The sequence below is a fragment of the Catenibacterium faecis genome, from assembly GCF_014306455.1.
Taxonomy (GTDB): Bacteria; Bacillota_I; Bacilli_A; order Erysipelotrichales; family Coprobacillaceae; genus Catenibacterium; species Catenibacterium mitsuoka_A.
Genome location: NZ_JACRWG010000036.1, coordinates 1 through 26,951, shown reverse-complemented (window position 1 = coordinate 26,951; position 26,951 = coordinate 1). Strand labels below are relative to the sequence as shown.

Annotated in this window: 26 protein-coding genes, 1 pseudogene and 2 other annotated features; of the genes and pseudogenes, 26 read left to right on the top strand and 1 reads right to left on the bottom strand. The window is 34.6% G+C overall.

The genetic code is table 11. From position 1 onward, the window contains the following. Positions 1–120 precede the first annotated feature (120 nt). The 26 genes from H8909_RS08745 (at position 121) to H8909_RS08620 (ending at position 26,614) form a co-directional block, all read left to right on the top strand. Positions 121–600 carry a YtxH domain-containing protein gene (locus H8909_RS08745; RefSeq protein ID WP_022425138.1) on the top strand — a complete coding sequence of 160 codons (480 nt, stop codon included), beginning with the start codon at positions 121–123 and terminating at the stop codon, positions 598–600. A 1-nt stretch (position 601) separates the two neighbouring features. Then, positions 602–1,606: a LacI family DNA-binding transcriptional regulator gene (locus H8909_RS08740; RefSeq protein ID WP_187012543.1), complete on the top strand. Its 1,005-nt coding sequence runs from the start codon at positions 602–604 to the stop codon at positions 1,604–1,606. A gap of 88 nt (positions 1,607–1,694) precedes the next feature. Beyond that, positions 1,695–3,260 carry a ClC family H(+)/Cl(-) exchange transporter gene (locus H8909_RS08735; RefSeq protein WP_187012542.1) on the top strand — a complete coding sequence of 522 codons (1,566 nt, stop codon included), beginning with the start codon at positions 1,695–1,697 and terminating at the stop codon, positions 3,258–3,260. Positions 3,261–3,292: 32 nt separating this feature from the next. Continuing rightward, positions 3,293–3,491 (top strand) — a binding site (T-box leader). A 32-nt stretch (positions 3,492–3,523) separates the two neighbouring features. Next, on the top strand, positions 3,524–4,750 hold the full coding sequence (gene tyrS / locus H8909_RS08730) for a tyrosine--tRNA ligase (RefSeq protein ID WP_117458083.1): 1,227 nt from the start codon (positions 3,524–3,526) through the stop codon (positions 4,748–4,750). A 40-nt stretch (positions 4,751–4,790) separates the two neighbouring features. After that, positions 4,791–5,624, top strand: coding sequence for a tRNA pseudouridine(55) synthase TruB (gene truB / locus H8909_RS08725; RefSeq protein WP_187012541.1), 834 nt, complete (start codon positions 4,791–4,793; stop codon positions 5,622–5,624). Then, on the top strand, positions 5,624–6,553 hold the full coding sequence (gene ribF, locus H8909_RS08720) for a riboflavin biosynthesis protein RibF (protein WP_187012540.1): 930 nt from the start codon (positions 5,624–5,626) through the stop codon (positions 6,551–6,553). Before truB ends, ribF begins: the two co-directional genes overlap by 1 nt. Positions 6,554–6,636: 83 nt before the next feature. Next, entirely contained in the window at positions 6,637–6,903 is a 267-nt protein-coding gene (gene rpsO / locus H8909_RS08715; RefSeq protein WP_117458080.1) for a 30S ribosomal protein S15, read from the top strand. Between the two features lie 101 nt (positions 6,904–7,004). Further along, positions 7,005–9,143, top strand: a complete 2,139-nt coding sequence (gene pnp, locus H8909_RS08710) for a polyribonucleotide nucleotidyltransferase (protein WP_187012539.1) — start codon at positions 7,005–7,007, stop codon at positions 9,141–9,143. Further along, positions 9,143–9,706, top strand: a complete 564-nt coding sequence (locus tag H8909_RS08705; RefSeq protein ID WP_187012538.1) for a Maf family protein — start codon at positions 9,143–9,145, stop codon at positions 9,704–9,706. Before pnp ends, H8909_RS08705 begins: the two co-directional genes overlap by 1 nt. 103 nt (positions 9,707–9,809) lie before the next feature. Beyond that, positions 9,810–10,928, top strand: coding sequence for a 6-phosphofructokinase (locus H8909_RS08700; RefSeq protein WP_006504354.1), 1,119 nt, complete (start codon positions 9,810–9,812; stop codon positions 10,926–10,928). 89 nt (positions 10,929–11,017) lie between these two features. Continuing rightward, a complete protein-coding gene (locus H8909_RS08695) occupies positions 11,018–11,941 on the top strand; it encodes a hypothetical protein (RefSeq protein ID WP_226793845.1) in 924 nt (307 codons plus the stop codon). 64 nt (positions 11,942–12,005) lie between these two features. Next, positions 12,006–13,286, top strand: coding sequence for a trigger factor (tig, locus tag H8909_RS08690; RefSeq protein ID WP_187012537.1), 1,281 nt, complete (start codon positions 12,006–12,008; stop codon positions 13,284–13,286). 44 nt (positions 13,287–13,330) lie between these two features. Further along, positions 13,331–15,655: an endopeptidase La gene (gene lon / locus H8909_RS08685; RefSeq protein ID WP_187012536.1), complete on the top strand. Its 2,325-nt coding sequence runs from the start codon at positions 13,331–13,333 to the stop codon at positions 15,653–15,655. Position 15,656: 1 nt separating this feature from the next. After that, positions 15,657–16,253 carry a ribosome biogenesis GTP-binding protein YihA/YsxC gene (gene yihA, locus H8909_RS08680; protein WP_117458073.1) on the top strand — a complete coding sequence of 199 codons (597 nt, stop codon included), beginning with the start codon at positions 15,657–15,659 and terminating at the stop codon, positions 16,251–16,253. A 72-nt stretch (positions 16,254–16,325) separates the two neighbouring features. Then, positions 16,326–16,628 carry a PTS sugar transporter subunit IIB gene (locus tag H8909_RS08675; protein WP_022424314.1) on the top strand — a complete coding sequence of 101 codons (303 nt, stop codon included), beginning with the start codon at positions 16,326–16,328 and terminating at the stop codon, positions 16,626–16,628. Between the two features lie 36 nt (positions 16,629–16,664). Beyond that, positions 16,665–16,867, top strand: a binding site (T-box leader). A 30-nt stretch (positions 16,868–16,897) separates the two neighbouring features. Continuing rightward, positions 16,898–17,533, top strand: coding sequence for a DMP19 family protein (locus H8909_RS08670; RefSeq protein ID WP_187012535.1), 636 nt, complete (start codon positions 16,898–16,900; stop codon positions 17,531–17,533). Further along, a complete protein-coding gene (locus tag H8909_RS08665; RefSeq protein WP_187012534.1) occupies positions 17,511–20,135 on the top strand; it encodes a valine--tRNA ligase in 2,625 nt (874 codons plus the stop codon). The genes H8909_RS08670 and H8909_RS08665 overlap by 23 nt, the downstream gene beginning before the upstream one ends. Before the next feature lie 88 nt (positions 20,136–20,223). Beyond that, positions 20,224–20,376 (top strand): hypothetical protein, encoded by a 153-nt coding sequence (locus H8909_RS08660; protein WP_187012533.1) that lies wholly within the window; start codon positions 20,224–20,226, stop codon positions 20,374–20,376. A gap of 40 nt (positions 20,377–20,416) precedes the next feature. Beyond that, positions 20,417–20,578 carry a hypothetical protein gene (locus tag H8909_RS08655; RefSeq protein WP_022424318.1) on the top strand — a complete coding sequence of 54 codons (162 nt, stop codon included), beginning with the start codon at positions 20,417–20,419 and terminating at the stop codon, positions 20,576–20,578. A 49-nt stretch (positions 20,579–20,627) separates the two neighbouring features. Further along, positions 20,628–21,032 (top strand): hypothetical protein, encoded by a 405-nt coding sequence (locus H8909_RS08650; RefSeq protein ID WP_117458070.1) that lies wholly within the window; start codon positions 20,628–20,630, stop codon positions 21,030–21,032. Between the two features lie 23 nt (positions 21,033–21,055). Then, the gene (radC, locus tag H8909_RS08645) at positions 21,056–21,733 is read left to right on the top strand and encodes a RadC family protein (protein WP_117458069.1); all 678 of its coding nucleotides are present in this window, start codon (positions 21,056–21,058) and stop codon (positions 21,731–21,733) included. Between the two features lie 63 nt (positions 21,734–21,796). Further along, entirely contained in the window at positions 21,797–22,648 is an 852-nt protein-coding gene (gene mreC / locus H8909_RS08640) for a rod shape-determining protein MreC (protein WP_230310111.1), read from the top strand. A gap of 1 nt (position 22,649) precedes the next feature. Next, the gene (locus tag H8909_RS08635) at positions 22,650–23,189 is read left to right on the top strand and encodes a rod shape-determining protein MreD (RefSeq protein WP_187012531.1); all 540 of its coding nucleotides are present in this window, start codon (positions 22,650–22,652) and stop codon (positions 23,187–23,189) included. Positions 23,190–23,353: 164 nt separating this feature from the next. Continuing rightward, positions 23,354–24,193, top strand: coding sequence for a 30S ribosomal protein S2 (gene rpsB / locus H8909_RS08630; protein WP_187012530.1), 840 nt, complete (start codon positions 23,354–23,356; stop codon positions 24,191–24,193). 59 nt (positions 24,194–24,252) lie between these two features. Then, complete coding sequence (gene tsf / locus H8909_RS08625) at positions 24,253–25,149, top strand: translation elongation factor Ts (protein ID WP_117458066.1); 897 nt, start codon at positions 24,253–24,255, stop codon at positions 25,147–25,149. A gap of 133 nt (positions 25,150–25,282) precedes the next feature. Further along, positions 25,283–26,614 (top strand): uracil-xanthine permease family protein, encoded by a 1,332-nt coding sequence (locus H8909_RS08620; RefSeq protein ID WP_187012529.1) that lies wholly within the window; start codon positions 25,283–25,285, stop codon positions 26,612–26,614. A 105-nt stretch (positions 26,615–26,719) separates the two neighbouring features. Here H8909_RS08620 and H8909_RS08615 read toward each other — a convergent pair. Beyond that, positions 26,720–26,951: pseudogene (locus H8909_RS08615) on the bottom strand (ISNCY family transposase); the annotation flags it as partial.

The window sequence follows — 26,951 nt, the reverse complement described above, 5'->3', positions numbered from 1 at the left end:
GTATACCACCTCTCTTTGATTATACTATTATATCGAGATGCACACTAGAGTTTTGGGGGATTTGAGTTTGGTTATATATTTGTGTCCGCGCAACAAAGGCGCGGGGAAATGGAGAAAATTATGAAATTCGGAAAAGTATTATTCGGAGTAGGATTAGGCGTTTTAGCTGGTTTATTATTTGCACCTAAGAAAGGTAGCGAATTAAGAGAAGATATTAAAGCTAAATCAAAATCTACTTATGACTATTTAACAAGTCTTACTAGAGAAGATGTTGAAGCTAAGTTAGGAGAAACAATTGAAAATATTAAAAAGTCAGTAGATGAATTTGATCCTGATGATTTTAAAGAAACTACTAAAGAAAAAGTAGATGAAGTACAGAAAAAGTTAGAAATTCTAGCAGAAAAAGTAAAATCTAGTGAAAATTTTGAAAAGGTGAAAGGTTCAGTTGTAGAAGTAACTGGACGTGTGAATCAGAAAATCGATGAAGTGAAAACAATGATTAATGATAAGGCTGCCATGATTGATGAAGATGTGATTGATCAGCAAATTGATGATGTTGAAAAACAGCTAGATGAAATGATTGAGGAAATCAAGGACTAGTATGAAGAAGAAAGTAACAATCTATGATGTTGCAGAAGCAGCTGATGTTTCACTTGCAACAGTTTCAAGAGTAATTAATGGTTCAAATGTTGTAAAGCCTGCAACAAGAGAACGTGTACTTGAAACAATCAAACGACTCGATTTCAAGCCTAATCAGATAGCAAGAGGTCTTGCAACTAGTAAAACTACAACTATTGCAGTTGTATTCCCACAGTCACTATTTGGACATGTAAAAGATATGATTGGTGGTATTGGAGATACTGGACGTACTTTAGATTTCAATATCATTATGTATACAACTGATGAACTTGGTTTAGGTAACCCGATTGAAGAAGTAATTGAGAAAGTTATTAAATCAAGAGCTGATGGTGTTGTATTATTTAACAATAACTGTATTGATAAAGAAATTGATCTCATTAAAAAATACCGTATTCCTGCAGTTGTTGTTGGATATAAGATTTCGGATGAAGATATCTGTTCTGTATATGTTGATGCAAAGAGTATTGCATATGATATGACTAAACAATTTATTGAACAGGGTAAAAAGGATATCTGCTTTGTAAGAGCTACTCAAAACTTAGTGGATTTAAATGATTTTGCGAAGGGTATTGAAGAAGCATTTAAAGATAGTGGTGAAACACTTCCTGAAGATTATATTGTGGATGTTTCTAACCATTATGAAGAAAGCTACCCTCAATTAAAGGAATATTTTGATAATCATAAGCATGATGTTGTTTTAACAGGCTATGATAAGGAAGCAGTCGCTGTTGTCAATGCAGCAATTGATCATGGTATCAATGTACCTGAAGATATGCAGGTTGTTGGTATGATGGATACAAGTTATGCGACTATTTGTCGTCCACCTCTTACTACTATTCATGTACCTGTATATGATATGGGTGCTATCGCAATCAGACTTCTTACAAAGATCTTAAATCATGAAGAAATTGATGAAGCGGAAGTGCCAATGCATTATACATTCATCAAGCGTGATACAACTAAATAACCAAAGAAGGATGCTGAGGCATCCTTTTTAACTGGTTTAGATTGTGCTAAAATAGAATCGGTCATTATAATTACTGGGAGGATTATATATGCTTAAAAATCAATCTGATACTGCAAATATATTACGAGAAAGAAGTAAACTCAATAAGCGCTTGGCTTATGAAGGTTTACTTGTTGGTATCGTGTCAGGTGCTGTCTGTATCGTTTATCGTCTTGTTTTATCAAATGCAGAATCTATTTATTTTACTATAAGGGACTTTGTCGCACATAACGTGTCTTATTGGCCTTTGTGGATCATTGGCCTTATTGTATTAGGTCTTATTATTTCAATCTTTTTAAAGTGGGAACCTATGATCGGGGGCTCTGGTATTCCACAGCTAGAAGCAGAAGTACAGGGACGTATTGATGAATGCTGGTGGAGAGTCTTACTTGCAAAGTTCTGTGCTGGTGCACTTGCACTTGTAGGTGGCTTATCATTAGGGAGAGAAGGTCCAAGTATCCAGCTAGGTGGTATGGTTGGTAAAGCTCTTGCGAAAAAAGGAAAACGTGTAAAAACTGAAGAGCGTTATTTAATGACAGCAGGTGCCGCAGCAGGCTTATCGGCTGCCTTCAATGCACCTCTTGCAGGTATCATGTTTGCTTTAGAAGAAGTTCATAAGAACTTCTCTACAAGTGCACTTGTTTCTGTAATGATTGCATCTATTACTGCGGATTTCTTAAGTAGAAATATCTTTGGTTTATCACCTACTTTAGCTTTCTCAATCAAAGAAACATTCCCTTTAAAGAATTATATCTGGGTTATTATTCTCGGTATTGTCGCTGGTGTATTAGGTGCTTTCTATAATAAGGTTACAATGGGAACTATTAAACTTTATAAGAAAACACCATTCTTAAAGAAACATCAAAGAGTCATTATACCTTTAGTGTTATCTGGAATTCTTGGATTCTATTGTCCACTTGTCATGGGTGGAGGACATAAACTTGTAGAATATCTCAATGAGCCAAACCTTGTTTTATCTACTCTTGTCTTATTATTTATATTAAAATTACTTATTTCATGTGTTTCGTTTGGATCAGGTGCTGCTGGAGGAATTTTCTTCCCACTACTCATTCTTGGAAGTCTTATTGGTGCAAGTGTAGGTAAGGTTGCTATTATGTGTGGTGTTCCTTCCGAGTATTTTATGAACTTCATTATTATGGCAATGGCTGCTTACTTTAGTGCTATTGTAAGAGCACCGATTACTGGTATTGTGCTTATTGCGGAAATGAGTGGAACTTTAAAGATGCTCCTACCAATTGCGCTTGTTTCATTTGTTTCTTATTATGTCGCCAATCTTTTACATAGTGAACCGATTTATGAAAGTCTTTTAACGAATCTTTTAAACAATCAGCCTTATCAGTCAATGGAAGAATATGCAGATAGTAAGGAACTCATTGGCTATACAGTTGGTTTTGGTTCAAATGCCTGTGATCACTATATTAAAGATTTACAACTTCCACGTCGTAGCTTGATTGTTTCTGTTATTCGTGGTGGAGAAGAAATAATTCCAAAAGGAGATACAAAGCTCATATCAGGAGACCGTATTATTGTCTTAGTAGATGCATTCCATCTTGATGAAACGAAGCTGATGTTGGAAAGTGTCTTCACAAGCTGATATTGACAAACATCATGATTTCATGTAGACTTTTAATTGCGATGAAAAAGACAAGTAATTCATATGCGCTGGTTTAGAGAACTTATGGCTGGTGAAAATAAGAGCAGTAGTATGAATGAATACACTTTGGAGCTTCTAGATGCAAAGTCTAGACGGTGAGTACACCGTTATCAACAAGAGAGCATGTCTTTGACATGAATAAAGGTGGTAACGCGAGAATTCGTCCTTTGGATGGATTCTCTTTTATATTATAGGAGGAAATTATGACATTTTATGATGAATTAGTGTGGCGTGGCCTCATTAAAGATGTAAGTTCTGAAGACTTAAAAGACAAATTAAATGCAGGAGGAATGACATTCTATATTGGTACTGATCCAACTGGGGATTCATTACATATTGGACATTTCTCATCTTTCTTAATGTCTAAGAGATTAAAGGATGCAGGTCATCATCCAATTCTTTTAGTCGGTGGTGCAACTGGACAGATTGGGGATCCAAAGCCAACAACTGAAAGACCAATGATCACAAAAGAACAGGTACAGCATAACTTTGACTGCTTAAAGAAGCAGGCTGAAGATTTATTTGGTTTTGAAGTAGTTAATAACTTGGATTGGTCTAAGGATTTAAACTTCATTGACTGGTTAAGAGATTATGGTAAATATTTCAATATCAACTACATGTTATCTAAGGATATTATCAAGAGAAGATTGGATGAAGGGATTACTTTCACTGAATTCTCTTATATGATCATGCAGGCAATGGACTTCTATTACTTACATGAAAATAAAGGCTGTAACTTACAGGTTGCTGGTCAGGACCAGTGGGGTAATATCACTGCAGGTATTGAATTAATTAGAAAGAAGACTGGTGATGAAGCATATGGATTCACTATGCCTTTACTTACTAAGAGTGATGGTACTAAGTTTGGTAAATCAGAAGGAAATGCAATCTGGCTAGATAGAGAAAAGACTTCACCATATGAAATGTATCAGTTCTTCATCAACAGTGAAGATAGCAAGGTTATTGATTACTTAAAATACCTCACTTTCTTATCTAAAGAAGAAATTGAAGCATTAGAAGAATCAAATAAGAATGAACCACACTTAAGAAAAGCACATAAAGCACTTGCGAAAGAAGTTATTACTTTCATTCATGGTGCAGATGCTTATGAAGAAGCTGTCAGCATTTCTGAAAAGTTATTCAGCGGTGATATCAAGAGCATGACTTATGAACAGGTTAAACAGTGCTTCAATGGTGTACCAAGTATTGATGTCACTGAAGATGAACAGATCTTAAATGTATTAGTAAAAGCAGGTGCTGCTTCTAGTAATCGTGAAGCAAGACAGTTCGTAAAAGGTGGAAGTGTTCTTGTAAATGGTGAAAAGGTCACTGATGAAAAGTTTGTTGTATCAAAAGACAATGCGTTTGGTGGTAAGGTGACTGTTATTAGAAGAGGTAAGAAGAAGTACTTCGTTATTAATCATATCTAAGCAGACAATAGTCTGCTTTTTTTAGGAAGGATGTGAGTAGATGGATGGTATTATTTTAATTAATAAACCACAGGGTATGACAAGTCATGATGTCGTTAATCGTGTGAGACGTATTATGCATACTAAAAAAGTAGGACATTGTGGGACTCTTGACCCTATGGCGACTGGTGTTTTAGTTATTGGTATTAATAAAGCCACTAAAGCAATGCAGTTTTTAATGAGTGAAGAAAAAGAATATCGTGCTACACTTAAACTTGGCAGTTCGACAGATACATATGACGCTGAAGGGAAGGTTATAGAAACCAAGCCTTTTACTGGTTATGAGAATCTAGAAGAAGTATTATCATCATTTAAAGGAGATTCCATGCAGAAGCCTCCAATGTATTCAGCTATTAAAATTAATGGTAAGAAGCTCTATGAATATGCTAGAGAAGGTATAGAAGTAGAAGTACCAGAAAGACCAATCACTATTTATAAACTTGATTTAGTCGATGCACATGATGATGAAATAACTATAGATGTCAAGTGCTCTAAAGGAACATATATCCGTTCTTTATGTGTAGATATTGGAAAAGCCTTAGGTTATCCTGCCCATATGACTGCATTAGTTAGAAATCAGTCCGGTCATTTTACTATCGATCAGGCAGTAACACTTGAAGAACTTGAAGAAAATAATGGACCTGTGATGCCATTAGAAGAAGTATTTTCTTTCTATGATTCTATGGTTGTAGATGAAAGAATTGTCATGACTGGTCAGAAAATCAAGAGTGATAAAGATCATAATGTAGCTATTTATTCAAAAGAAGGTAAATTACTTGCGATATATGGACCAGATGGAAAAGGCAATTTGAAGAGCCTCAGGGGGCTTTTCTAATGAAAGTCATAAAAATGGAAGAGGTACATTTAACAGAACCTCTTTCTCTTGCAATTGGCTTTTTTGATGGTTTACATCTTGGTCATATGTCTTTGATTAATGAAGTATTGAAATATAAGGGAGAAACAAAAACAGCTGTTATGAGCTTTGATGTGCATCCTTTATGTGTTTTAAAGGGCGAAAAGAGACAATCAATTATTACTCTAGAAGAGAAAAAAGAACTTCTAGAAGAAATGGGTATTGATTACTTGCTTGTAATTCATTTTACTAAGGAAGTAGCAGCATTAAGTCCACAGGCTTTTATTGACGAATACTTAAATAAGCTTCCTTTAAAAAGACTAGTATGTGGTTATGATTTCCATTTTGGAGATCATAACAGTGGCAGCATAGAAGACTTAAAGAAACAGTCATTTGAACTTATTGTGAAAAACGCTGTTATGTATAATGAAACAGAAAAAGTATCATCTACTCTTATTAAGAAACTGATGGATCAAGGAATGATTGAAGAAGTCAATACTTTGCTTGGTCGACCTTATAAGGTAAAAGGTACTGTCATTCATGGAAAACAGAGAGGTCGTTTGATTGGTTTCCCTACATTGAATATCGATTATGGTATGAAATACTTACCTAAAAGAGGGGTATATGGCACAATTGTAGAAATCAATCATCAATATTATATAGGTATGGCAAATATTGGGATGAATCCTACATTCAATGATATCAATCGTCTTTCATTAGAAGTCAACGTATTTGATTTTGACGAAGATGTGTATGGTAAAGAAGTAGAGGTTACTTTCTGCTTATATAAGCGTGAAGAAACTGTTTTTAATGGATTAGAAGGACTAAAAACTCAATTAACAGAAGACAGAAAATATTTAAGTCAGGTCATGAAAAAGTATTTGACTTTATATAAAAATAATGTAAAATAGTCATTGCAACAATGTCTAGGATATTTGTACCTCTTACATCTAGCTTGGATATTGCGAAGAATATAATTTAGGAGGAAAACATAATGTTAACTAAAGAAGAAAAAGCTAAGATCATGGCTGAATATGGTCGCGTAGAAAAGGATACTGGTTCTCCAGAAGTTCAGATTGCATTATTAACTGCTGATATCAACAAGTTAAACGGTCACTTCAAACAGCATCCAAAGGATAATCATTCTAACAGAGGTCTTTTAAAGAAGATTGGTAAGAGAAGAGACTTATTAAAGTATCTTAAGAAAGAAGATCTTGACAGATATACAACTTTAACTGATAAGTTAGGATTAAGAAGATAAGAAACAAAAGCCCTATGGGGCTTTTTTTCATGTCTCTATCAAATAATTGTTTGTGTAATAGTTGATTTATGATATAATTTTGAAGAATATGAGGTGAATTTATGGCAAAACAAATTTTTAGTATGGATTTCTATGGTAAGAAAATCCAGGTTGAAGTCGGTGAAATGGCTAAACAGGCAAACGGCTCTTGTTTAGTAAGATATGATGATACAGTCGTTCTTTCTACAGCATGTGCTGGGAAAGAACCAAAAGATGTAGATTTCTTCCCATTAACAGTAACTTATGAAGAAAAACTATATTCTGTAGGTAAGATTCCAGGTGGATTCTTAAAGCGTGAAGGCCGTCCTAGTGAACATGGTACATTAACTGCAAGAATGATTGACAGACCTATCCGTCCATTATTCGCAGATGGTTTCAGAAATGAAGTACAGGTTGTTAATACTGTACTATCAGTTGATCAGGAAGCAACTCCAGAAATGGCAGCAATGCTTGGTGCATCAATTGCATTATGTATTTCTGATATTCCATTCAATGGTCCAATTGCAGGTGTTAACGTAGGTTTAATTGATGGTGAGTTTACTGTCAACGCAGGACCTGAAGATATGGCTAGAAGTGAAATCAATCTTGAAGTAGCAGGTACAAAGGATGCTATTAACATGGTTGAAGCTGATGCAAAAGAAGTAGATGAAGAAACAATGTTGAACGCATTGATGTTCGGTCATGAAAAGATTAAGGAATTAATCGCTTTCCAGGAACAGATTGTAGAAGCTGTTGGTAAGGAAAAGATTGATGTTCCACTATTTGCATTAGATGAAAATATTGTGTCTAGCGTAGAAGCAATGGCTAAGGAAGAAATGATCAAAGCCATTTCTATTCCTGGTAAGCTTGAAAGATATGCTGCTATTGATGAATTAGATGCTAAGGTTGTAGAATCTTTTGAAGATAAAGAATATGCAACTGTTGAAGAACATGATAAGACAATTAAACAGGTTAAGATGGTTCTTGGTGATCTTGAAAAAGAAGAAGTAAGACGTTTGATTACTGAAGAAAAGGTAAGACCTGATGGACGTAAAGTAGATGAAGTACGTCCATTAGATGCACAAGTAGATTTATTGCCACGTGTACATGGTTCAGCTATGTTCACTCGTGGTGAAACTCAGGTATTATCTGCCTGCACACTTGGCGCATTAGGTGAAGTACAGAAGATTGATGGTCTTGGAATGGAAGACCAGAAACGTTTCATGCATCACTATAACTTCCCACCATATTGTGTAGGTGAAACAGGAAGAATGGGTTCTCCAGGTAGAAGAGAAATTGGTCATGGTGCTTTAGGTGAAAGAGCCTTAAGACAGGTTATTCCTTCTGAAGCAGAATTCCCATATACAATCAGAGTTGTTGCTGAAGTATTAGAATCTAACGGTTCTTCTTCACAGGCTTCAATTTGTGCATCAACTATGGCTTTAATGGCTGCAGGTGTTCCAATTAGTAATCCAGTGGCTGGTGTCGCTATGGGTCTAGTTAAAAAAGGCGAAAACTATACAATCTTAACTGATATCCAGGGTATGGAAGACCATCTTGGTGATATGGATTTCAAGGTTGCAGGTACAAAGAACGGTATCTGTGCATTACAGATGGATATCAAGATTGATGGTATCACTAAAGAAATCTTACAGGAAGCATTAGCTCAGGCAAAGGTTGCAAGAGGACAGATCATGGACTGCATGATGTCAGCAATCAGTGAACCTAGAGATCACTTAAGTCCATATGCTCCTAAGGTTGCTATGATGAAGATTGAACCTGAACAGATTAAAGATGTAATCGGTAAGGGTGGAGATATGATCAATAAGATTATTGCTGAAAGTGATAATGTTAAGATCGATATTGATGATGAAGGTAATGTTACTATCTATCATTACTCTCAGGAAGCGATTGATCATGCAATGGGTATGATCAAGGATTTAACTAGAAAAGTAGAAGTAGGCGAAATCTTTGATGGTAAAGCTGTAAGGGTTGAAGAAAAGTATGCATTTATTGAATTATTCCCTGGTACAAATGGATTCTTACATGTAAAAGATGTTGCTTGGGATAGAACAAATAAAGTCGGCGATGTAATCAAACTTGGCGATACAGTAAAGGTTAAAGTAACTCAGATTACTGATAAGGGTGTGAATGTTTCTAGAAAAGCATTATTACCAAAACCAGTCGTTAAACATGAAGCACCTGCTGAGGAAAAGAAATAATGAAAATTATTCTTGCTAGTACTTCTCCTAGACGAAAAGAACTGCTTGAAAGAGAAGGCATTGATTTTATTATCGATGCCTCCTCTATTACTGAATATCTTGATTCTTCTCTAGAAATAGAAGAAAGACTTAAAAAACTCGCATATGATAAAGGTGTTTCTATTCATGAGAAATATCCTGATGATGTTGTAATTAGTGCTGATACAACAATTTATCATAATGGAAAGATTATTGGTAAAGCTCACAGTGCTCATGAAGCAAGAGAAATTCTTGAATCATTAAGTAGTGATACACATAGTGTGTTTACATCAGTGGCTGTATTCTATAAAGATCAGGTTTGTACATTTGTAGATGAAACAAAAGTTACATTCAAGAATATCAATGATATGATTGATGATTATCTTTCTATTGATGAATGGAAGGGTAAAGCTGGCGCTTATGCGATTCAGGGTGTTGCAGGAAAATTCATTAAAGAAGTGCAGGGAGATATTGATAACGTCATTGGGCTCCCAGTAAAGCATGTAATAGAAGTCATTGAAACTTTGACTAAGAAGCCATTATAGGCTTCTTTTTTTGCACCTATATGTAAGCGCTTCTTATTTATATTGAAAACGCTAACAGTTTAATTTATAATAGAGAGTGGGATTTACATAAGGAGGAAATATCATGAATTCAAAAGTTAAAAAAATTGCGCTATTATCTGGCGGAGGAGATTGTCCAGGCTTAAATGCGGTAATCAGAACAATCACTAAGATTGCGATTGAAAAATATAATTGGGAAGTTATTGGCTTTGTATATGGTTATCGTGGATTATATAATAATAATTATGTAGAATTAACTGTAGACAAGGTAGAGGATATATATAAGGAAGGCGGAACTATTCTTTATAGTTCTAACAAAGATAACCTATTCGATTATCTTGTAGATGATGGAAATGGTGGAAAAGTAAGAAAAGACGTCAGTGATGTAGGTGTAGAAAATCTTAAGAAAGATGGTGTTGATGTATTAGTTGTATTAGGTGGCGATGGTACATTAACAAGTGCTAGAGATTTCAGCAGAAAAGGTGTCAATGTCATTGGTGTACCAAAGACTATGGATAATGATTTAACTTCTACAGATTTAACATATGGTTTCATCAGTGCGATGAGTGTTGGTACTGAATTCATAGATCGTCTTCAGACTACTGCAAAATCACATCATCGTGTCATCTGTTGTGAATTAATGGGTAGAGAAGCTGGATGGATTTCATTATATGCAGGTCTTGCAGGTAATGCAGGTGTTGTATTGATTCCTGAAATTCCATTTACTATTGAAAATATTGCGAAAGCAGTTAAGAAACGTGATGAAGCAGGTCTTCCATATACTGTTATTGCAGTAGCTGAAGGTGCTAAGTATGCAGATGGTACAAAGTCAATCGGTAAGATTGTAGAAGATTCACCAGACCCAATTCGTTATTCTGGACTTGCTGCAAAGGTAGCTGATGATCTAGAAAAAGTCATTCCTAATCATGAAGTACGTTCTGTCAATCCTGGTCATATTATCCGTGGTGGTGATATTGATGCATATGATAGAATTCTATCTATCAGATTTGGTAATAAGGCATGTGCTATGATTGATGAGGGCTTATTTGGAAATGTTGTATCATTAAAGGGTGGCAACATGGAATATACTTCACTTGAAGAAGTAATCGGTGATGCGAAGTTTGGTAAGCAGAAGCTTGTTGATCCAAATGGAGATCTTGTTCAGGCTGCTAAGGCTATGGGCGTATCATTTGGTGATGAATAATAAGACAAGAACCTTACATTTTGTAAGGTTTTTTAATTATGTTGACAGATAGTCTAATTTTGATAAAATGGAAACTCAAGGAGGCAAACATGATAGAAGAACTTATTGAAGAAGGCCAGTATCAAGTCGCATTAAGTCGTTTGACAGATATGGATGACGAGATGACTAGATATTATCGTCTTGTATGCTTGAATGCATTAGAAGATTATCAAAGATGTATGCAGGAAGGGGCCGTTGCGAAAATGCAGGCCAATAACACTTATTATGAAGTGACTGCTTTATATTTAAATGCTTTAAAAGAACTTGAAGAATATGAACAGGCAATTAATATTCTTATTGAAGAATTATCCATGCCTTATATCCCTCAGCAGTATGAAAACTTGTTCAATGCAGTTTATGATGAAATTATTCTTATGAAACAGGAAAAGAATTACCAGCTAGAAAACAAGAGTACCATTATGTCTGCACAGGAAATTGGTCGTCTGCTTGATAGAGATAAAGTGAATGATGATTTAATTTATATGGCACTTGATCAATTACAGCAGTTAAACATCCGTATGATCATGCCTGAAGTAGCAAGATTTTTAAAAAATCCTCATAAGTCATCTTTTGCGAAGACACTTATTATGGAAATCTTGATTGATCAACAGGTAGATGAAGAGTTCACTGTAGTGAAAGGTGATGAAACATATTACTTTAATGGCTCTTATAGTCCTTTAGTATTAGAAAGAGAATGTTATACATTGATTGGTAAATCTCTTTCAAGAGTATTAGAAGATGATAATCCTACGCTTCTCTCACAATGTCTCGATTATCTGGAATATTATCTTTATACTATTTATCCTAAGGATATTATGCCAGAAGACTGTGATCTAGTAGCAGCAACACTACACTATTACGTTGCAACATTACAGAATATGCCTGTCGATCCATCTGATATAGAAATTGACTACAATTGCGATTTATCAGATGTAGAAAAAGAAATATTAGCACTCAAACAATTAGAGTGTTAAATTGTTGCATTGCATGAATCTTTCATGTATAATAGCAATTGCAAATAGTAAAGGAGATTAAGAAATGAATACAGAAGTTAAAAAACTTGAGAAATCAATGGTTGAAATCAAAGCCGTTTTCGATACAGAAGAATGGGCAGCAGCTCAGGAAAAGGCTTTAAATAAGTTAGCTGGTTCAGTTAAGTTAGATGGTTTCAGAAAGGGACATGCTCCAAAGAATTTAATCAAAGCTAAGATTGGTGCTAAGGCATTAAGAGAACAGGCTGTTGAAGAAATCTTAAGCGAAAACTATGCTAAGATCTTCGTTGACAACAATGTAACTCCAGTTGCTCAGCCAACTGCAAACATTGTTAAATCTACTGAAACTGAATTAGAAGTAACTTTCACTTGTCCAGTTAAACCTGAATTCGAATTAGGTGAATACAAAGGATTAGAAGTTAAGAAGGCTCAGGTAAGAGTAACTAAGAAAGATGTTGAAGAAAGATTAAATGACTACCAGAAGCAGTTCGCTGAATTAGTAGTTAAAGAAGAAGGAACAGTTGAAGAAGGCGATACAGCTGTTATCGATTATGAAGGTTTCAAAGATGGTGTTGCTTTTGAAGGCGGAAAAGCAGAAAACTATTCACTTGAAATCGGTTCTCACTCATTCATCCCTGGATTTGAAGAAGGTCTAGTTGGTATGGCTGCTGGTGAAGAAAAAGAAATCAACTTAACTTTCCCTAAAGAATATCATGCAGCTGATTTAGCAGGTGCTGAAGTAGTATTCAAGGTTAAGGTTCATGAAATCAAAGCAAAGGTTTTACCTGAAATTGATGATGAATTAGCTAAGGATGTTAATATCGAAGGTGTTGAAACATTAGAACAGTTACAGGAAAAGATCAAAAATCAGATCAGAACTATGAAGAAGGCTGAAGCTGAAAACAAGTTCAATGAAGAAGTAATCAAAGCTGTTGTTGCAAACAATACAATCGATGTACCAGATGCAATGGTTGATAGCGAAGTTATGAATATTATTAACGAAATCAACCAGAACTTATCTCAGCAGGGATTAAACATTGAATTATACACTCAGATGACTGGTAAGACAATGGATGATATCAAAGCTGACGTAAGAGATCAGGCTGAAGAAAGAGTTAAGTTAAACTTAATCCTTGATGAAATCGTTAAGGCTGAAAACATTGAAGTGACTGATGCAGAAATGGAAGATGAAATGAAAGAAATCGCTACATACTACAACATGCCACTTGAAGAAGTTAAGAAGGTTCTTGGTGGTCAGGAATATGTAGTAAAGGGTGATTTAACTCACAGAAAGGCTCTTCAGTTAATTAAAGATAATGTGAAATAAGACGCCTACGCGTCTTATTTTTTCTAAGAAAGGAGAAATAGGTTATGGAAAATTTAAATGTAACAGTTGATCTTCCTGTTATTTGTACGCGTGGTATGCTTGTATTTCCAGGACATGAATTATCTTTGGATGTAGGACGTACATTTTCCTTAAATGCAATGGATTTAGCTGTAAGTCAGCACGACTCTAACATTGTATTAGTGTCACAGATCCATCCTTTAGAAGAAGAAATCAATTTTGACATGGTATATCACCATGCCACACTTTGTAAGATTACAAAACGTATTAAGAAAGATAATCATGGAACAATTAAACTTACTGTAGTAGGTGAAAAGCGTGTTGAATTAGAATCACTTTATACTGAAGGTGAATGCTATTATGCAAAGGTGCGCTATTTAGAAGATATTCATGGTGATCCTAATGAAGAAACTGCGCTAGTACGTAAGTTGACTGAACAGATGCAGTCAATGAATGGTGCGAGTCAGTTATTACCTAGAGAATTAATTTCAAATATTACTCATGGTTTATCAGCAAGTGAACTCGCTGATACTATTGGTCATTATATTAATTCTGATTTAGTGGAAAGAGAAAAGATTTTAGCTGAACCAGATATTAATAAACGTCTTTTGTTAGTTCTTGCATCTATGCAGAAGGAAAAGGCTATTAATGAAATTGAAAATTCTATCAATAATCGTGTTAAGAAGAGTATTGATGAAAACCAGAAAGAATTCTATTTAAGAGAAAAGCTTAAGGCAATTAAAGAAGAATTAGGTGATACACCTAATGGTGAGGATGAAGTTGAAAGATTCCGTTCTATGATTAAGGATAATCCTTATCCACAGAATGTAAAAGACAAGCTAACTGAAGAGTTAGCACGTTATGAAATGATGCATTCTACTTCACCAGAAGCCAATGTCGTACGTACTTATCTTGACTGGATGACTAAGCTTCCTTGGTTTGAAATGACTGAAGATAACCAGGAAATTACTAAGGTAGAAAAAATTCTTGATGAAGACCATTTTGGTTTAAAGAAACCTAAAGAAAGAATTGTAGAACAGCTTGCTGTTAAACAGATGACTCAGTCTTTAAAGGCACCTATTATCTGTTTAGTAGGTCCACCAGGTGTTGGTAAGACTTCTATTTCTAAGTCTATTGCACGTGCTTTAGATCGTAAGTTTGTTAAAATTTCTTTAGGTGGTGTGACTGATGAATCAGAAATCAGAGGTCATCGTAGAACTTATTTAGGTTCTATGCCAGGTCGTATTATTCAGGGTATGAAAAAAGCAGGTGTTATGAATCCTGTCTTCTTATTAGATGAAATTGATAAGATGGCAAGTGATTATAAGGGTGATCCTACAAGTGCTATGCTTGAAGTATTAGATCCTGAACAGAATTCTATGTTCTCAGATAACTATATTGAAGAACCATATGATTTATCACAGGTTTTATTTATTGCAACAGCAAATGATTTAGGAGGTATTCCTGAACCGTTACGTGATAGATTAGAAATCATTGAACTATCTTCATATACAGAACAAGAAAAATTAATGATTGCGAAAGATCATTTAATTAAGAAAGAACTTAAGAATCATGGTTTGACTGATGAACAGTTAACTATTACTGATGATGCGTTAATGTATATTATTAGACACTATACACGTGAAGCAGGTGTACGTCAGTTAGAAAGATTAATTGCAGCAATCTGTAGAAAATCAGTATTGAAGATTCTTAAGAAAACAACTGATCATGTTGCTGTGGAAGTAAACGACTTAGAAGAATTATTAGGTAAAGCACCTTTTGACCATACTAAGAAACAGCCTAAACCTCAGGTAGGTGTAGTCACTGGTCTAGCATGGACACAGTTTGGTGGAGATATTCTTCCAATTGAAGTCAATCACTTCAAAGGCAGTGGTAAATTCATCGTCACTGGTCAACTTGGTGATGTCATGAAAGAATCTGCTTCAATTGCGTTAGACTATCTTAAGGCACATGCTGATAAGTATAGCTTAAAGGATATTGATTTTGATAAGCAGGATATTCATATTCATGTACCTGAAGGTGCAGTAAAGAAGGATGGTCCTAGTGCTGGTGTTACTTTAACAACTGCTATCTATTCAGCTTTCACACAAAAGCCTGTACGTGATGATGTCGCAATGACAGGTGAAGTGACATTAACAGGTAATGTATTACCAATTGGTGGCTTAAAAGAAAAGTCTATTTCTGCACATCGTTCTGGTATTCATACAATTATTATTCCTAAGGATAATGCGAAAGATATTGATGATATTCCAGAATCTGTAAGAAATGATTTAACTATCATCACAGCAGATCATATTGATACTGTTTTAGAAAATGCGTTGGTAAAGTAATATGTATACAATTAAAAAAGCCGAATTCATGTTATGTGCAGCCTGGTCTAGTCAGTGGCCAGACGAATCATTACCTGAAGTAGTGATGGCTGGACGCTCAAATGTAGGTAAATCAAGTTTTATCAATACAGTAACCAATGTGCAGGGACTTGCAAAGGTCAGTTCAACTCCTGGTAAAACACGTACTCTTAATTTCTTTAATATTAATGATGAAATAAGACTTGTTGATGTGCCAGGATATGGCTATGCAAAGGTACCAAAGAAGATGTTAGAGCAGTTCTCAGAAATGATTGACAATTACTTACGTAATAGAAAGAATCTAAAAGCGATGATTCTTATTGTGGATTATCGTCATAAACCTAAAGATGATGATGTAACAATGTATGATTATGCCAAGCATTTTGGTATTCCTGTTATTGTTGTCGCAACTAAAGAAGATAAGCTAAAACGTAATGAACTTGTTAAAAATGAGAAGCTGATTAAAGAAACATTGGATTTTGATCCAAGTGACCACTTTGTCCGTTTTTCTAGCTTAAAGAAAAAAGGTGTCAGAGAAGTCTGGGATTGTATCTTAGAATTATGCGAAGAGAGATCATAATATCTCTCTTTTTTCTTTCTTCACAAACGTCTTATTTTAGTATATAATGTGTCGCAAGAAGGGAGTTTTTTGATGATTAAGATTTTATTATGCTGTGCATCAGGGATGAGTACAAGCTTACTTGTAGAAAAAATGAAAAGAGCAGCGACTAAGCAGAATGTCGAAGCTGAAATTTGGGCAGTGAATGCTGAAAATACAGATTTAAAGGATGTAGAAGCTGATATTATTTTCCTTGGACCACAGGTTCGTTATGCAAAGGAAGAAATTCAGAAAACTGTTGGTTCTATTCCAGTATATATGATTGGTATGAAGGACTATGGTATGATGAATGGTGATTCAGTTCTTGCCCAGGCTTTAGAATATCTAGGCAAATAAGTTCATTGACTTATAGTAAAGCCTTTGGTAGAATAATAACAAGCGTTGAAGAGGAGGAGTACAGTTATTCTTCTTAAAGAGACCTCTTGGCTGGTGTGAAAGAGGAGAGTGAAGACTGGAAGGTAGCCTTGGAGCATATTTGGTGAATGAAGTAGCCAGATACGTAATACTGCGTTAAAGTAAAGAGACATACAGAGTATGTGAAATAAGGTGGTACCACGATATAAGTCGTCCTTATGCACATGCTCTTTTTTATTTAAGGAGGAATTATGGAATACAGAACACCGATATTGGTTGCTTTTACTCTATTTATAATCACATTATGTTATTTCTATTATAAGAAAACAAAAGCAATCAAAGACAAACAGATGGAAGAAGCGTTACGATTTGCGGATTTCAAAGATGAAAATAAGCATTTTACATCAGAAAAATTTGATGCATGCAGTGATAAGGATTTAGTCAATTTAATTGTTGCACGTATTGGTGATTTAGAAGATGAAGATGAAAACTTCCTAGATAAATTAAATATGGAAGAAAGAACTGTCTATGGTATCAGTCAGTTAAATGAATGTGTAAGTAGTACTAAAACGATTAGATCTTTCTTTGAAACACCTGCTTATTCAGTATATGCGGATGAATTAGAAACTTATTTCAATAATGTGCGTGAACCGCAGATTGCAGAATTAGTAAAGAGTGCAAGAAGATTGAATGAAATCATGGAAAATGGTGAAGAAGATGAAGATATGGGTGATTATTCTTCTTATAATTTCTCAGACTTCACACATGAATATATTACTATGATTGCAGGTACTGATTTTATGCCAAAGTTAACTAAGTATATTAGAGAACATAAAGAATCATTTATTGAGGGGGACGAAACAAATGAAGAAAGAGTTACCGACTAAATATGACCATTTAGCTGTAGAAAAAGGTAAATATCAGCAGTGGTTAGATAAGGAATATTTTAAAGCAGGTGATTTAACAAAGAAGCCTTATAGTATTGTTATTCCACCACCAAATGTAACTGGTAAATTACATTTAGGACATGCATGGGACACTACTATGCAGGATATGATTATCCGTTATAAGAGAATGCAGGGTTATGATGCGTTATGGTTACCAGGTATGGACCATGCTGGACTTGCAACTCAGGCTAAGGTAGAAGCTAGACTTAGAGAACAGGGTATTTCTCGTTATGATTTAGGTAGAGAAAAGCTTGTTGATAAGATCTGGGAATGGAAAGAAGAATATGCAGATATCATTCGTGCACAGTGGGCTAAATTAGGTTTATCACTTGATTATTCAAAGGAAAGATTTACTTTTGATGATGGTTTATCAGATGCTGTTAGGGAAGTCTTTGTAAGATTATATGAAAAGGGATTAATCTACCAGGGTGAAAAGATCATTAACTGGGACCCAGTACAAAGAACTGCATTATCAAATATCGAAGTATATCATGAAGATATTGAAGGTCATATGTACTACTTCAATTATCATATTGTTGGTTCTGATGATATTTTAGTCATTGCCACTACACGTCCAGAAACAATGTTTGCTGACCAGGCAATTTTCGTACATCCTGATGATGAAAGATATAAGAAATATGTTGGTATGAAGGCAATCAACCCTGCCAACGGTGATGAATTACCAATTATGGCTGATAGCTATATTGATCTTGATTTTGGTACTGCTGTTATGAAATGTACACCAGCACATGACCCAAATGACTTCCAGCTAGCAAAGAAGTACAATCTTCCAATGCCTAAGTGTATGAATGAAGATGGTACTATGAATGATTTAGCTGGTAAATATAAAGGAATGGATCGTTTTGAATGCCGTGAAGCTTTATTAAAGGATTTTGAAGCAGCAGGTGTTGTAGACCATATTGAAACTATTGTCCATTCAGTAGGTCACTCAGAACGTTCTCATGCAATTGTAGAACCTTATTTATCTAAGCAGTGGTTTGTAAAGATGAAGCCATTAGCTGAAAATGCATTAAAGAATCAGGAAACTGATGATAGAGTAGATTTCGTTCCAGAAAGATTTGAAAAGACATTCTCTAACTGGATGAACAACATTGAAGACTGGTGTATTTCGCGTCAGGTATGGTGGGGACATCGTATTCCTGCATGGTACAACAATGAAACAGGTGAATTATATGTAGGTAGAGAAGCGCCTAAAGACGTAGAAAACTGGACTCAAGACGAAGACGTTCTTGATACATGGTTCTCAAGTGCTTTATGGCCATTCTCAACTATGGGCTGGCCTAATACAGAAGACCCAATGTTTAAGAGATATTTCCCAACTGATACATTAGTTACTGGTTATGATATTATCTTCTTCTGGGTAAGCCGTATGATGTTCCAGTCAATCGAATTTACTGGTAGAAGACCATTCAAGAATGTTTTAATTCATGGTTTAATCAGAGATGAACAGGGTCGTAAGATGTCGAAATCATTAGGTAATGGTGTTGACCCAATGGATGTTATTGATGAATATGGAGCTGACTCATTAAGATGGTTCTTATTAAATAACTCTTCACCAGGAGCTGATATGCGTTATGTACCAGCTAAATTAAAATCTACTTGGAACTTCATTAACAAGATCTGGAACAGTGCACGTTATGTATTAATGAACATTGATGAAGATCAAAAGTTAGAAGAATTAGATTATGCAACACTTAACTTAGCTGATAAGTGGATCTTGAATAGATTAAATGAAGTAATCAGAAGTGTTGATGAAAACATGGATAAGTTTGAATTTATCAATGTAGGAACTGAATTATATCGTTTCATCTGGGATGATTTCTGTTCTTGGTATATCGAATTATCTAAACTTCATTTAACAGGTGATGATGAAGTTGCTAAGAAATCTGCATTAAACACACTTGTTTATGTATTAAATACTATTGTTAGATTATTACATCCAATCATGCCATTCGTTACTGAAGAAATCTATCAGGCTATTCCACATAATGAAGAATCTATCGTTATTTCTAAATGGCCAGAAGTAAATCCAGAATATGATAATGACACAATCAATGATCAGTTTGCTTATTTAATTGATATTATCAAGGGCGTAAGAGAAATCAGACATACTTATGTTATCAAGAATAGTATTGAAGTTGATTATACAATCACTACTAAACAGGATGATCTTGAAGCATTATTAAAGGAAATTGCACCTTATGTCAGCAAACTGGTTAACGCAACTTGTGTAGGATATAATGTTCCAACAAGTAAGAATAATGCGACTGAAGTAATCAAGGGTGGTAATACACTTAATATTGATTTAGGTCAGTATATTGATATGGAAGCTGAAAAGGCAAAGGTTGAAAAAGAAATCAAGAAGCTTGAAGGTGAAATCAAGCGTGGTGAAGGTATGTTATCTAACCCTAATTTCACATCTAAAGCGCCAGCTGCAAAAGTAGAAGCAGAAAAAGCTAAATTAGAAGATTATCGTTCTAAATATGCTGCAGCAAAAGAAAAACTTGCTAAGATGAACTAATCAAAAATCCCCATTTTGGGGATTTTTTTTAAGTAATTTCATTTTTTTAGACGTATAGATATAGTAGAGGGGGCAGAAAGGAGTAAAGATGTACGAACTATCTACGAAAAGACAACAGCAGATTAATGGTGGAAGTGTTATGTATCGTATTATATATGCACTTCTAGGTATTGCTGGCATGAAATTGTTGAGAGCATCTTTGAGTCATCTAAGAGGTGGAAGAGTAATAAGGATGAAATAGTTCATTTGTCTCATTTACAATATTTTAGAAAGGAGTAAATATGTACGAATTATCCGTTAGTAGCCAGGAACAGATCTGTGGTGGTAGTGCATTGACATATATTATTTATGCATTACTAGGAGTTGCTGGATTAAAACTACTTAGATCTGCTAAGGGTCGTCTCAGATTAGGTCGTCTTATCACATTAGAATGGGGAAAATAAGAAGAGAAGGGTGCGAAACGCACCCTTATTTATAAGGAAGTGAAGGAAAATGGAAACAGTTGATAGAGAAGTAAGAATTGAGATAGATATAGTTGAATGTATATTTACGATAAATGGATTAAGCATACAAAGAGTGGATGTATTAGAAAATATTGAGAAATTAGAGAAACAATTATTCAGACAAAAGAGACGATTATCAAGAAAAGAACAAAATTCTAATAATAGTAAAGAAACTTTAGAGAAGATACAGAAAATAGAGAATAAATTGGATAATGTCTATAATGATTATATGAATAAATGCATTAGTGTAGTGATAAAAAGTAATCCGACTTGTGTCGTGATTGTTGAGAATAATCAAAAGTTTTTACAAAAATATTATGAGTTTGTAATAAGAATGAAAGTAAGATGTAAAATGCATGGAATTGAATTCAAGGTGTTAAATACATATACTTAAAAGGCAAATATGAGGTGAAATTAATGATCAAGGGACTTGAACAGTCTTCTCAACCAAGAGAAAAAGCACTCTTAAACGGTATAGAATCATTGACGGATGAAGAACTACTTGCATTATTATTAAGAACAGGTAATAAGGAGCAGTCAGTTTTAGATTTATCTTCTACAATATTAAGAGAAATACAGGGAATGAGTGGATTTCATTCTATTACTTTTGCAAAGCTATTATCTTTTAAGGGAATCAATAAAGCCAAAGCGATAGGGATTATGGCTGCTTTAGAATTTTCTAAGAGAATTAATATGCATACAGATATGAATGAGATATATGATAATCCAGCTAAAGTTTTCTATCATTTAGAAAACAAGATGTCCCATTTATCGCAGGAACATTTTTTGATTATGATTTTAGACAATCATAATCGTTTGATTGCGGAAAAGACATTATTTGTGGGAAGTGTCAATATGTCCATTGTTTCTGCAAGAGAAATATTCAGAGAAGCACTTGCTTTTAATGGGGTTAGTATCATTTGTGTACATAATCATCCTTCAGGGGATGCGCATCCTTCTAGTGAAGATATTAATATGACACAAAAACTTATAGAACTAGGAAAAATGATGAATGTAGATATAGTGGATCATATCATTATTGGAAGAAATCAATATTATAGTTTTAAAGCAGAGAGGGTCTGTTCTTCAATCTGATAACTGTTTTTCCTTATGATTGCATTTTTCAAAAAGAGATATTATAATGTATTCACCGAGGTGATGTCATTGTATAAAAAGAAGAAAAACAAGCATACAAGAAGAATGATCGTAATCACTGTTGTGTTGATTGTGACATCTGTATATGCTCTTGTATCAGGTATTACAGAACTGCCATTTTCAAGCGTATTTCAGGATACAATCGCAAATGCTGAATATTATGTTATCAAGGCACCAGTGAATTATGTAAAAAATGTATTTACTGAGTATCATGATCTTAAGCTTGTTTATCGTGAGAATAAGAAATTGAAGCGTTCACTTGATAATTATGCGAGTGAGCTTGCAATGAATGAAGTATTATCAAATGAATTGTCAGAAATGAAGAAGATTACAAACATTGAATCTTTACCTACTGACTATAAAGTTAAATATACAACTATTATTGAAAGAGATGCTGAATCTTGGAGTAATCAGGTGAAGATTAATATGGGAAGTAATTCTCAGATTCAAAAAGGTATGGCTGTTATTACTTCTAAAGGAATGATTGGAACTGTTACTAAAGTAGGTACTATTTCTTCTACTGTGACATTACTTTGTTCAGAAAATAATAGTGTTCAGCTTCCTGTTATGATTGTAGATGGAGAAAATACATATTATGGTTTAGTTAATAGCTATAATGTAAAGTCAGGTACATATAAGGTTTCTCTCTTGTCAACAGTGGATAAAATCAAAAAAGATTTAAATGTAACTACGAGTGGTTTAGGGGGAAAAGGAAAGTCTCCTAAAGGAATACTGGTAGGTAAGGTTGTAGGATTTAATGAGGGTACTGATGCATCAGGCAAATATGTTACTGTAAAACCTTCGGTTAATTTTGATTCATTGAACTATGTAGCAGTTGTACAGAGGGTAAACTAATATGAAGAATAATCAGATTTTGAAGAATTTCCTGATTATGTTTATCTGTTTTTTGATTGATAGTGTAATCAATTTCTTTATTCCTACTAATATCAATCGTTCAGGCCTTACATTTGTTCCATGTATTGGATTACTTATGTTTTCTTTATTAACTATCACAGTTCATGACAAATCCGAAAGATTTTTCTTTAGTGCAGCATGTGGTCTATATTATACTGTTTGTTATTCTAATTCCTTAATGGTCTATATTCTGATCTATTGTGCTATTACATTTGTGAGAACATACATTTATAGAAACGATAACATGACTTGCTTAGAATTCATTGTTTATGCGATTCTTATTGTTACGTTTAAGGAATTCGTTGTTTACTGGCTGATGCTTATTTCACGTTTTACTTATATTGGAGTTATTCAATTTATTACAATGAGATATCTTCCAACATTAGTGATGAATGTAGCATTTGCGCCAATCGTATATCTAGTCTATAAACAATTTGATATTTATATTGAACCAAATGATTTTGATATGAAAGATATTTAAGAGAAGGAGAGATTTTCTTCTCTTTTTTATTGTATTTTATTTAATTTTATGTTATTATGTCATGGTGTTTGAAATACACACACTATGGATTCATAGTTCGAGTGCCTTATTGGTGAGCTATGTTAGAAATAGTGGAGGAAAAAACAAAAAGGAGGAAATTACACATGTCAGTAATTTCAATGAAAAAATTATTAGAAGTTGGTGTTCACTTCGGACATCAGACAAAGAGATGGAATCCAAAAATGGCTCCATACATCTTTACATCAAGAAATGGAATCTATATCATTGACTTAAAGAAGTCTTCAGACAAATTAGATGAAGCTTACCAGGCAATGAAAGAAATCGCTGAAAAGGGCGGTAAGGTTTTATTTGTTGGTACTAAGAAACAGGCTCAGGAAGCTGTTCAGACAGAAGCTGAAAGATCTGGTTCTTATTTCGTAAACTCTAGATGGTTAGGTGGAACTTTAACAAACTTCAAGACTATCCAGAAGAGAATCAAGAGACTTATCGAACTTGAAAAGATGGAAGAAGACGGAAGCTTAGAACAGTACACTAAGAAGGAAGCAGTTCTTCTTATGAAGGAAAAGGCTAAGTTAGAAAGAAACCTTGGCGGTATCAAAGAAATGAAGAAGTTACCAAATGCTTTATTCGTTGTTGATCCAAAGGTTGAACACAATGCTGTTGCTGAAGCTAAGATTTTAGGTATCCCAGTATTCGGTATCGTTGATACTAACTGTGATCCTGATGAAGTAGATCATGTTATCCCTGCAAACGATGATGCAATCAGAGCTGTTAAATTAATCGTTGCTGCTATGGCTGATGCTATCTGCGAAGCTAAGGGTGAACCTACTACTGTAGCATTCGTTAAAGACGAAGAAGAAAAAGAAGTTACAATGAACGATGCTGTTGCAAGCGTTGAAGAAAATAAAAACAACAGAGGACCAAGATATAAGAACGGTCCTAGAAGAAATAAAGCTCCAAGAACTGACAAGACTGAAGCATAATCAAAAGGAGAAAGCATTATGCTTTCTCCTTTTTAATAAAATTTACGGAGGAAAAACAAATGGCAATTAGTGCAAAATTAGTAAAAGAATTACGTGAAAAAACTGGTGCAGGTATGATGGACTGCAAAAAGGCTTTAGATGCAACTAACGGTAACATCGAAGAAGCTTTTGACTGGTTAAGAGAAAAAGGTATCGCAAAGGCAGCTAAGAAGGCTGACAGAATTGCAGCTGAAGGTTTATCTGCATTTGTAATTGATGGTAATAAGGCAGCTTTAGTAGAAGTTAACTCAGAAACTGACTTCGTAGCTAAGAATGCTGAATTCCAGGAATTAGTAAACAATGTTGCAAAGACTATCGTTGCAAATGAACCAGCTGATTTAGATGCAGCTTTAAAGATTGAATTAGATGGTAAAGACCTTGCTACTGCAATCGCAGAAAAATCAGGTAAGATTGGTGAAAAATTATCTTTAAGAAGATTTGTTGTTATGACTAAGGCTGATAACGAAGTATTCGGTGCTTACTCTCATATGGGTGGTAAGATTACTGCTTTAGTTAAGATCGCTGATAGTGATGAAGAAAAGGCTAGAGATGTTGCTATGCATGTAGCTGCAAGTGCTCCTCAGTTCATCGATAGATCAGCTATCCCTGCAGAACATATTGCTAAGGAAACTGAAGTATTAAAGAAACAGGCTTTAGAAGAAAATGCTAAGTCAGCTAAACCAAAACCAGAAAACATCGTAGAAAAGATGATTGCTGGACGTTTAAATAAAGAATTAAAAGCTATCTGCTTAGTTGACCAGGAATTCGTTAAGAACCCTGATTTAACAGTTGCTCAGTTCTTAGGAAACGGTAAAATTGTTGAAATGGCTAGATTCATGGTTGGTGAAGGTATGGAACACAAAGAAGAAGACTTCGCTGCTGAAGTAGCTGCTCAGATGGCTGCTGCTAAAAAATAATTATGATTCTTAGAAGAAGTACGAATAGTACTTCTTTTTTTACTATTTTCTTATAATAATAAATCCATTGCACAATAATCAATTACGTGTTATTATCTGAATTGTATTTTTTGTATACAAATGAGGAGGAAATATGAGTAAAGATCAAACTAGTATGTCAGAAGAACTTTTCAAATTAGACGGAAAGCCTTCTACATCACAAGCTTTACCTTTAGCACTTCAGCACGTTGTGGCCATGGTTGTCGGATGTGTTGCACCTGCTATTATTATTTCAGGAGTTGCAGGACTTTCAGCAAGCGATTCAGTTATTCTGATTCAGGCTGCACTTACAATGTCTGCTATCTCTACATTATTTCAGGTTTTTCCGTTATTAAGAGGGAAAAAACTTGCAATTGGGGCAGGATTACCTGTTATCATGGGTATTAGTTTTGCCTATTTACCTACTATGCAGGCAATTGCTGGTGAATTTGATATTGCAACTATTTTAGGTGCACAGATTGCTGGTGGTATTGTTGCTGTTATTGTAGGACTATTTGTAAAGAAGATTAGAAAATTCTTTCCACCACTTATTACTGGTACAGTAGTATTCTCAATCGGTTTATCATTGTATCCTACAGCTATTAATTATATGGCTGGTGGTGCAGCTTCTAAAAATTATGGTTCTTGGCAGAACTGGCTTATTGCTTTTATTACATTAGCTGTTGTTACTTTCTTGAATCATTATGGTAAAGGAATTTTAAAACTAGCTTCTATTTTAATTGGTATTATTGTTGGTTATATTATTGCTCTCTGCTTTGGTATGATCAATTTCTCAGCTGTCGTAAATGCATCATGGTTTGCTTTGCCACAGTTCATGCATTTTGGTGTGAAGTTTAATCCAGCAGCATGTGTGGCAATTGCGGTATTATTCGCAATTAACTCTATTCAGGCAATTGGTGATTTCTCAGCTACTACTACAGGTGGGATGGATCGTATGCCTACTGATGAAGAACTAAATGGTGGTATTGTTGCTTATGGTTTAACTAATATCTTCTGTGCATTCTTTGGTGGTTTACCAACTGCAACTTATAGTCAGAATGTTGGTATTGTTGGTTCAACAAAAGTTGTATCTAAAAAGGTATTTGGAATTGCAGCTAGTATTATTTTAGTTGCAGGTCTTATTCCTAAGTTTTCATCACTTTTAACTACAATTCCTTATTGTGTTCTTGGTGGTGCTACAGTTTCTGTATTTGCATCTATTGCGATGACAGGTATTAAATTAATTGCATCTCATCCAATGGATTTCAGAAATACTACAGTTGTTGGTTTAGCTGTTGCACTTGGTATGGGTGTTACTCAGGCAAATGCAGCACTTGCATCATTCCCATCTTGGGTGACAACTATCTTTGGTAAGTCTCCAGTAGTCCTTGCTACTATTACAGCTATTGTTTTAAACTTAATCTTACCAAAAAATACTAATTCATAGTATAAATGCTTCCTGATTATTTAATCAGGAAGTTTTTGTTTGTGGAGTAAGTTTTGTGGTATCAGTTCGTTGTGTCAACCGAAATTGATAATGTCCCAAAAATAATCAAACATTAGCACCACAACGGTGCTTTTGTTTTGCAGCATAATTCGCAAAGCTGTTTTTTCTCCAAGGATGATCCATTGGAGGAATATACTTTTTCTTTTCTTTCTTAGGTACCTCCTGAGGAGTATCAAATTCCTTTGATACTAGTTCATGTTCAGCTACTTCTTCCATCAGATAAAGATTATCAGCAATATTTGCCAGAAGCTGTCCATCAAATGTCTCTATGACCATG